At 48.9% G+C, this 6,288-nt stretch carries 9 protein-coding genes and 1 pseudogene; all 10 read left to right on the forward strand.

All coding sequences use genetic code 11. The annotated features are described in order from the left end of the window. Positions 1 to 40 precede the first annotated feature (40 nt). Positions 41 to 237 (forward strand): annotated as a pseudogene (locus tag JZI27_RS21320) (adenine deaminase C-terminal domain-containing protein). 161 nt (positions 238 to 398) lie between these two features. Then, a complete protein-coding gene (locus tag JZI27_RS21325) occupies positions 399 to 839 on the forward strand; it encodes a hypothetical protein (protein ID WP_122910237.1) in 441 nt (146 codons plus the stop codon). A 2-nt stretch (positions 840 to 841) separates the two neighbouring features. Further along, positions 842 to 2,014 carry an alanine racemase gene (gene alr / locus JZI27_RS21330; protein ID WP_280209191.1) on the forward strand — a complete coding sequence of 391 codons (1,173 nt, stop codon included), beginning with the start codon at positions 842 to 844 and terminating at the stop codon, positions 2,012 to 2,014. 238 nt (positions 2,015 to 2,252) lie between these two features. After that, entirely contained in the window at positions 2,253 to 2,552 is a 300-nt protein-coding gene (locus tag JZI27_RS21335) for a CopG family ribbon-helix-helix protein (protein WP_122910239.1), read from the forward strand. A 3-nt stretch (positions 2,553 to 2,555) separates the two neighbouring features. Beyond that, entirely contained in the window at positions 2,556 to 2,906 is a 351-nt protein-coding gene (locus tag JZI27_RS21340; protein ID WP_023556675.1) for a type II toxin-antitoxin system PemK/MazF family toxin, read from the forward strand. Between the two features lie 243 nt (positions 2,907 to 3,149). Then, positions 3,150 to 3,557 (forward strand): anti-sigma regulatory factor, encoded by a 408-nt coding sequence (locus tag JZI27_RS21345; RefSeq protein ID WP_412850236.1) that lies wholly within the window; start codon positions 3,150 to 3,152, stop codon positions 3,555 to 3,557. Between the two features lie 23 nt (positions 3,558 to 3,580). Continuing rightward, positions 3,581 to 4,579 (forward strand): PP2C family protein-serine/threonine phosphatase, encoded by a 999-nt coding sequence (locus JZI27_RS21350; protein WP_280209198.1) that lies wholly within the window; start codon positions 3,581 to 3,583, stop codon positions 4,577 to 4,579. A gap of 23 nt (positions 4,580 to 4,602) precedes the next feature. Further along, positions 4,603 to 4,923, forward strand: coding sequence for an STAS domain-containing protein (locus tag JZI27_RS21355; RefSeq protein ID WP_280209200.1), 321 nt, complete (start codon positions 4,603 to 4,605; stop codon positions 4,921 to 4,923). Beyond that, positions 4,923 to 5,417, forward strand: coding sequence for an anti-sigma B factor RsbW (gene rsbW, locus JZI27_RS21360; protein WP_280209202.1), 495 nt, complete (start codon positions 4,923 to 4,925; stop codon positions 5,415 to 5,417). The genes JZI27_RS21355 and rsbW overlap by 1 nt, the downstream gene beginning before the upstream one ends. Then, positions 5,386 to 6,189, forward strand: a complete 804-nt coding sequence (gene sigB, locus JZI27_RS21365) for an RNA polymerase sigma factor SigB (RefSeq protein WP_280209204.1) — start codon at positions 5,386 to 5,388, stop codon at positions 6,187 to 6,189. Before rsbW ends, sigB begins: the two co-directional genes overlap by 32 nt. The last annotated feature ends 99 nt before the right edge of the window (positions 6,190 to 6,288 follow it).

A 6,288-nucleotide genomic window follows, 5' to 3' on the forward strand; every position in this document is an offset into this window, starting at 1 on the left:
TCCGATTGCAGGATTAATCGCCGATCTGACTGCCGGTGAAGTGTGCGCCAGTCTGCAAAAATTGGAGCAGGCTTTGCGAGTGCTTGAAGCCCCGACTCACTTTCAGCCGTTCCTTACCTTGTCTTTTTGGCACTGCCCGTCATTCCTGCATTAAAGCTCACAGATCAAGGCTTGTTTGATGTGCGTCGTTTTGCCCATATCGCAGTGGAGAATGAACAATCGGATTCCGTTCATTGACACATGACGTGCAAAAGCGATACATTCAAGATAACTTATAACCTTTCGTAAAAGTCGGTCTTTCACAAGCTCGATCATGGATGAAGGTATAAGGACATTTAAGGCTCCGCCAAAAGGGTTGGCGTGGTCCAGTCTTCGAATAATGGGGTGGCAAACGTTTCATGAAAAAACCGGTGTCAGATGTTTTGTATCAGGAGGAATCTACATACAAGGATATGCTCCTGCGCAAAAGCATGAAAATGCGTATCATGGAAACAGTGGCTTTCGTGTTTGGGATGATGATCCTGGCACAGTTTTTTCCTAGTGATGCCACAGCGTTTAAGGTGCTCGCCTTTGCGATTGCCATTGCCGTCGTGGGGCTATCACCGTTTTTGTACAAAGCCATACTCCGTCCGGTGTACAAGCTGACAAAAACACACTTGATAATCTCGATGTCAGGCCAGGAAAAAAGCGTTCCACTTAATGAGGTGGAGCAGATTTATGAAGGGCGGCATCTCTATCGAGTGAGTGGAAAAAGGGAATCGCTCATGGTATCTCGTCAATTCCTTACTCATTTGAACGAGCGATTATTTTATTATCAAAAAGGGAACAAGAGGCGATAAGGATGAAACCGTTTTGTCGTGACACTTGGGTTGAGGTAGATTTGGATGCTATTCGCGCCAATGTCGAGACGTTCAGGGGGCATTTGCCTGCACAGACCGGCATCATGGCTGTAGTCAAAGCAGATGGATACGGACACGGATCGGTTCATGTGGGCAAGGAAGCGCTGGACGCTGGGGCGGATTCGCTTGGAGTGGCGCTGCTCGACGAGGCTATTGTCCTGCGGGAAGCAGGAATTGAGGCACCGATTTTGGTATTGGGCTACACGCCGGTTGATTCAGTCGCAATAGCCAGCAAGCTGAAGGTAGAGCTGACCGCCTGCAGTGAAGCATGGATTTTGGAAGCAGAACAAGCCTTGCAGCGAGATGAACTTGGACCTGTCGGTATTCATGTAAAGACCGATACGGGGATGGGCCGGCTCGGCGTGCGCAGTGAAGAAGAGCTGCTGCGTGTTGTGTCAGCGCTCGAAAATAGCTCCAAGCTGGTTTGGTCTGGGTTGTTTACTCACTTTGCATGCGCAGACGAACCTGATCAAACGCATGTGCGACGACAGTACGAAACGTTTCAATCCTTCATACAAGCCCTGCGTGCAGCGGGCAAGAAATTGCCGAAGGTACACTGCTGCAATACGGCTGCCGCTATTGCACATCCGGAATGGGGGTATGATACGATCCGATTGGGCATAGGTTTATACGGATTGTATCCTTCACCGTACATGAAAGAACGTGCAGATGTTCCGTTAGTACCTGCTCTTTCATTGAAAACAAGAATAGCACATGTGAAAGTGGCGGATGAACCATTTACCGTCAGCTATGGGGCGACCTACACAGCACAGCCGCATGAGCAGATCGCGACGCTGCCGATTGGGTATGCAGACGGCTATTCGCGACTATTGTCCAATCGAGGAGCTGTTTTGTTCAACGGTGAACGGGCTCCGATTGTCGGAAGAGTCTGCATGGACCAAATCATGGTGAAGGTTCCGAACGAATCGGCGCAGGTAGGAGACGAGATCGTATTGTACGGAAGACAAGGCGATGAAGAGATATCCTTGGACGAAATAGCCGCGCTCACCGGTACGATCAACTATGAAGTACCATGCTTGCTCAATTTCCGCATTCCCAAGGTCTATTATCGCGCGGGAAAAGAGTGCACTGTGCATCATCTGCTCACAAAGTAACACGTTTTTTCGGGCATAACGTCGATACGTTTTCGAAAAATGGGAAAAAGTGTCTAACATAAAGCGGCAGGATTTTACCTGCAAAACGCGAATTATAGCTAGGCGTCAAACCGTATAACAGAATTTTGCTTAAAGCGAGCTTGAAGAGGTATATTTTTGCAATGGTTTCGACATAATGGTATTGTTCATACTGGCAATAGTCAGTATCTAACAAGTATAGCGGATGGAAGTTACGGTCATGGTTGGAGGTGGAGTTGTCTTGTCGAAGTCTAACACGAAACGCATCATGATCAGTTTGCCACATCACTTGCTCCAGGAAGTGGATGGCGTTATTGAGAAAGAAAATTCCAATCGCAGCGAGTTTATTCGCCAGGCGATGCACCTGTACTTAAAGGAGCGCAAAAAACGCACAATCCGTGAAACGATGCAAAAAGGGTACATGGAAATGGCGAAGATCAATCTAAAAATGGCATCGGAGGCATTTGGCGCTGAAGAAGAGGCTGACCATACTCTTGTCCGCTTAGTTAGCGGGGTGTGACCAGTGATTGTCAAACGTGGCGATGTGTTTTTCGCGGACCTGTCACCGGTCGTTGGCTCTGAGCAAGGAGGCGTACGGCCTGTTTTAGTCATTCAGAACGACATTGGAAATCGTTTTAGTCCGACGGTCATCGTCGCCGCCATCACGGCGCAGATTCAAAAGGCGAAATTGCCAACACATGTTGAGATTGACGCAAAATTATATGGATTTGATCGTGACTCCGTCATTCTGTTGGAACAAATTCGAACCATTGACAAACAACGACTGACCGACAAGATTACCCATCTTGATGATGAGATGATGGATCGTGTCAATGAATCCCTGCAAATCAGTTTGGGGCTTATTGATTTTTAAGGATATATCAGTCGCGCGTGGAAAAAACCACTTGGATGGGTGTACGCCAGGTGGTTTTTTGTCGTGTCTCAAAGGTAGAGATGTGCAAGTCAGCATACAGGTTTTGTTCACCACGGTGCAGGAAAAAATCCGTAAATAGCGAATCATTTTGGATAGTGAATATTAGACAAAAAGTGACATGATTTGCTAATCATTCCGCGTATCACGAAAGGAATATGGAAGCAGCGGAAGGGGTTTGTGATTGTGGCAGCGTCTAATTCGGAAACGATCCCGATTGAGAAAGAGACAGATATTGTGACGGCCAGACAAGTAGGGCGAAACATGTCGAGACAGCTAGGGTTTGGGACGATCATGCAATCTCGGATCGCAACCTCGATCTCGGAGCTGGCTCGCAATATTTACTTGTATGCCGGTACCGGAACAATCACGATAGAAACCGTTGAAAACGACGAAAAAACCGGACTGAAAATTACTGCTTTAGATGAAGGTCCAGGCATTGCCGATCTTCGGAAAGCGCTGGAGGACGGGTTCACCACGTCAGGAGCTTTGGGTGCAGGTCTGCCTGGCGTCAGGCGAATGATGGATGATTTCCAGATGGAGAGCACACTGGGAAAAGGAACGCGTGTCGTAGTGATCAAATGGCGCGAGTAAGCTAGGGAAGGTGGCAAAAAGGTATGACCCGGGGGTTGGAAGCGGAATATGTTCAAATCCTCAGGGATTATTTGGACAGCCAGGAAGAGGACGAGCTGTACGGCGCTCAAAAGCTGGGTAAGTTTCTGCTGCGAAGAGATATTTCGCCAGAGGAAATGGTTGATCTGCATGGTAGAGCTTTGGAGAAGCTGGGGGATGTACCCGAGTTTGTTCGGGCTTCCTTTCGCATTTTGACAGAAGTAATGATTGAATACGGCAACGCGCAGCGTTCCCTGAACAGCTGGCGAAGCAAGCATGCGCAATTGCAATCGGAAGTGGCGGTTGTGTCCGCCATGCAGCAAGCACTGTTGCCGCAAAATATGCCAACATATCCCAGTGTGGAGATCGGGGCAATCAGCATTGCAGCGCATGAGATTTCAGGCGATTACTACGATTTCATGTATGTGGATGAGCACCAGTTTAGTCTGACGATTGGCGATATTACCGGGAAAGGCATTCCAGCAGCCATGTGTATGTCCATGCTGAAGTACGCCGTGGACAGCTTGGGCGAGATCAGGCTGGGGCCGGATCAAATGTTGCGTCACCTGAATAGGGTCGTGGAACGTAATATTGATGCCAGTATGTTTGTGACGATGCTGTTTGGTTGCTACGATACCCAATCTCATGTCTTTCGCTATGCTGTAGCCGGTCATGAGCCAGGATTTTTGTACCGGGCGCAGGAAGGACGCTTTTACGATCTGGCAGGCAGTGGAGTCGCTCTGGGGATTGATGGGAACAGTCAGTACAAGGAGCAAGAGGTTCACCTGCACATTGGCGATCTATTGATCCTGTTGACGGATGGCGTAACGGAATGCAAGCTGGGCCGCTCGTACATGACAAGGGAAGAGCTGATTTCCAATCTACAGCATGAGGTGCATCTTCCTTCACAGAACATGGTGGATCAGATTTATCGCAGGCTCCTGATGCTCACACAGTTTGAACAACGGGATGATTACACGATGATCGTATTGAAAAGGATCTGAGGACCATATAGGAGGAATTTGGGATGGAGCTGACTATCCAGACAATCAGTCATGAGACAGAGCATTGTGTCGTCCTGGGTGGGGAAATTGATGCCTACACGGGACCCAAAGTAAAAGAGACGCTCATGTCTCTCATTGAGCCGGGAATGACTCTTGCCGTCGATCTGGAAGCAGTCGAGTACATGGACAGTACAGGAATTGGTGTTTTCGTGGCGATCATGAAGGCGTCCAAAAAGGCAGGTTGTCCCTTCTATGTACAAAACATGTCTTCGCGTGTGGAAAGGCTGTTTCGCATCACCGGTTTTTACGAATTCATTGCCATCCGCAAAGGAGAGGACAAGTAATGGATCCAAACAACCCTTCTGCAGACGTGATCCAGCTTACGTTGCCCAATCGGGTGGAGTACCTGGGAGTAGCCCGTCTTTTGGTGTCGGGAGTAGCCAATCGCATGGGATTTTCCTATGAAGATATAGAAGATATCAAGCTGGCAGTAGGTGAAGCGTGCACGAATGCGGTCGAGCATGCATACGAACAGGAAGACGGTACGAATTCCCTTCATTTGGAGTGTCAGGTTTACGAGGATCGGCTTGTGATCGAAGTAGCGGATCAGGGGAAAGGATTTTCCGTTGAATCGGCAAAGAAACAAGCGACACCGCTCTACTCCGGGATCGATCAGGAGGATCTCGAAGAGGGGGGATTGGGCTTGTATCTGATTCATGCGTTGATGGATGAGGTTGTCTTTCATACAGATGCGGGCGTGTCGGTCTCCATGACGAAGTATTTGCGGCGAGATGGGGTGGCTGGCGATGACCGGACAATCTCGAAGAACCAGATATAGCCGAGAGGAATGCAAGGAGCTCCTCATGCAGTACCAAGAGACAGGTGACGCGAGCTTGCAGGAACAGCTGGTAGAAGCGTACACGCCTATGGTAGAGACGCTCGCCAAGAAATTTGTGCGCGGCCAGATCATGTATGAAGACCTGGTGCAGGTTGGGATGATTGGCTTGCTTTCTTCGTTTCGCAGGTATGACGCAGCTTTCGAGAGAAACTTTGAGAGCTACGCCATCCCGACGATTGTCGGGGAGATCAAGCGCTTCATTCGGGACAAGACCTGGAGTGTGCATGTTCCGCGAAGAGTGAAGGAGCTCAGCCCCAAAATCAAGCGGGTAGTCGACGAATTAACCATCCAGCTGCAGCGCTCCCCGCAGATCGCTGATATTGCCCGATGTCTGGGGGTGTCAGAGGAAGACATATTGGAAACGCTGGAGATGGGGCGCAGCTATCACGCGCTTTCGATGGATAGCGAGCTGGAAGCAGATAGCGATGGCAACACGATTTCGCTTTTCGATCTGGTCGGAGAAAATGAAGAAGGCTACAACCGGGTGGATGAACATTTGACAATCGACCATGCCTTGTATGTGCTGGAACCGCGTGAGAGGGAAATCATTCAGTTAACCTTCTATCAAAATTTGAGTCAGAAGCAGGCCGGGGATTTATTGGGCATGTCCCAGATGCATGTTTCGAGACTGCAGCGAAGGGCACTGGCCAAGCTGCGGGAAACGTTAAAAATAGATCAGCAATCGGAATCCATATCGCGTAAAACCAGGTAAGGGTGTCAATGGACACCTTTTTATTTTTTACTATCGGAAAGTTTAAGTGCGCTAAAGCGCTAAAAAGATTAGCGGAAGATAGTATAAGTGCAACTAAGG

Origin of the sequence: Brevibacillus sp. AY1, from assembly GCF_029870785.1 — a bacterium.
In the GTDB taxonomy this organism is placed as follows: domain Bacteria; phylum Bacillota; class Bacilli; order Brevibacillales; family Brevibacillaceae; genus Brevibacillus; species Brevibacillus invocatus.

What these genes read in the sequence shown, in the direction of transcription:
- rsbW (WP_280209202.1), top strand. Translation starts at nt 4,923, where the DNA reads ATGGATCCAAACAACCCTTCTGCAGACGTGATCCAGCTTACGTTGCCC.
- JZI27_RS21350 (WP_280209198.1), top strand. Translation starts at nt 3,581, where the DNA reads ATGACCCGGGGGTTGGAAGCGGAATATGTTCAAATCCTCAGGGATTAT.
- sigB (WP_280209204.1), top strand. Translation starts at nt 5,386, where the DNA reads ATGACCGGACAATCTCGAAGAACCAGATATAGCCGAGAGGAATGCAAG.
- JZI27_RS21355 (WP_280209200.1), top strand. Translation starts at nt 4,603, where the DNA reads ATGGAGCTGACTATCCAGACAATCAGTCATGAGACAGAGCATTGTGTC.
- JZI27_RS21335 (WP_122910239.1), top strand. Translation starts at nt 2,253, where the DNA reads ATGGTTGGAGGTGGAGTTGTCTTGTCGAAGTCTAACACGAAACGCATC.
- alr (WP_280209191.1), top strand. Translation starts at nt 842, where the DNA reads ATGAAACCGTTTTGTCGTGACACTTGGGTTGAGGTAGATTTGGATGCT.
- JZI27_RS21325 (WP_122910237.1), top strand. Translation starts at nt 399, where the DNA reads ATGAAAAAACCGGTGTCAGATGTTTTGTATCAGGAGGAATCTACATAC.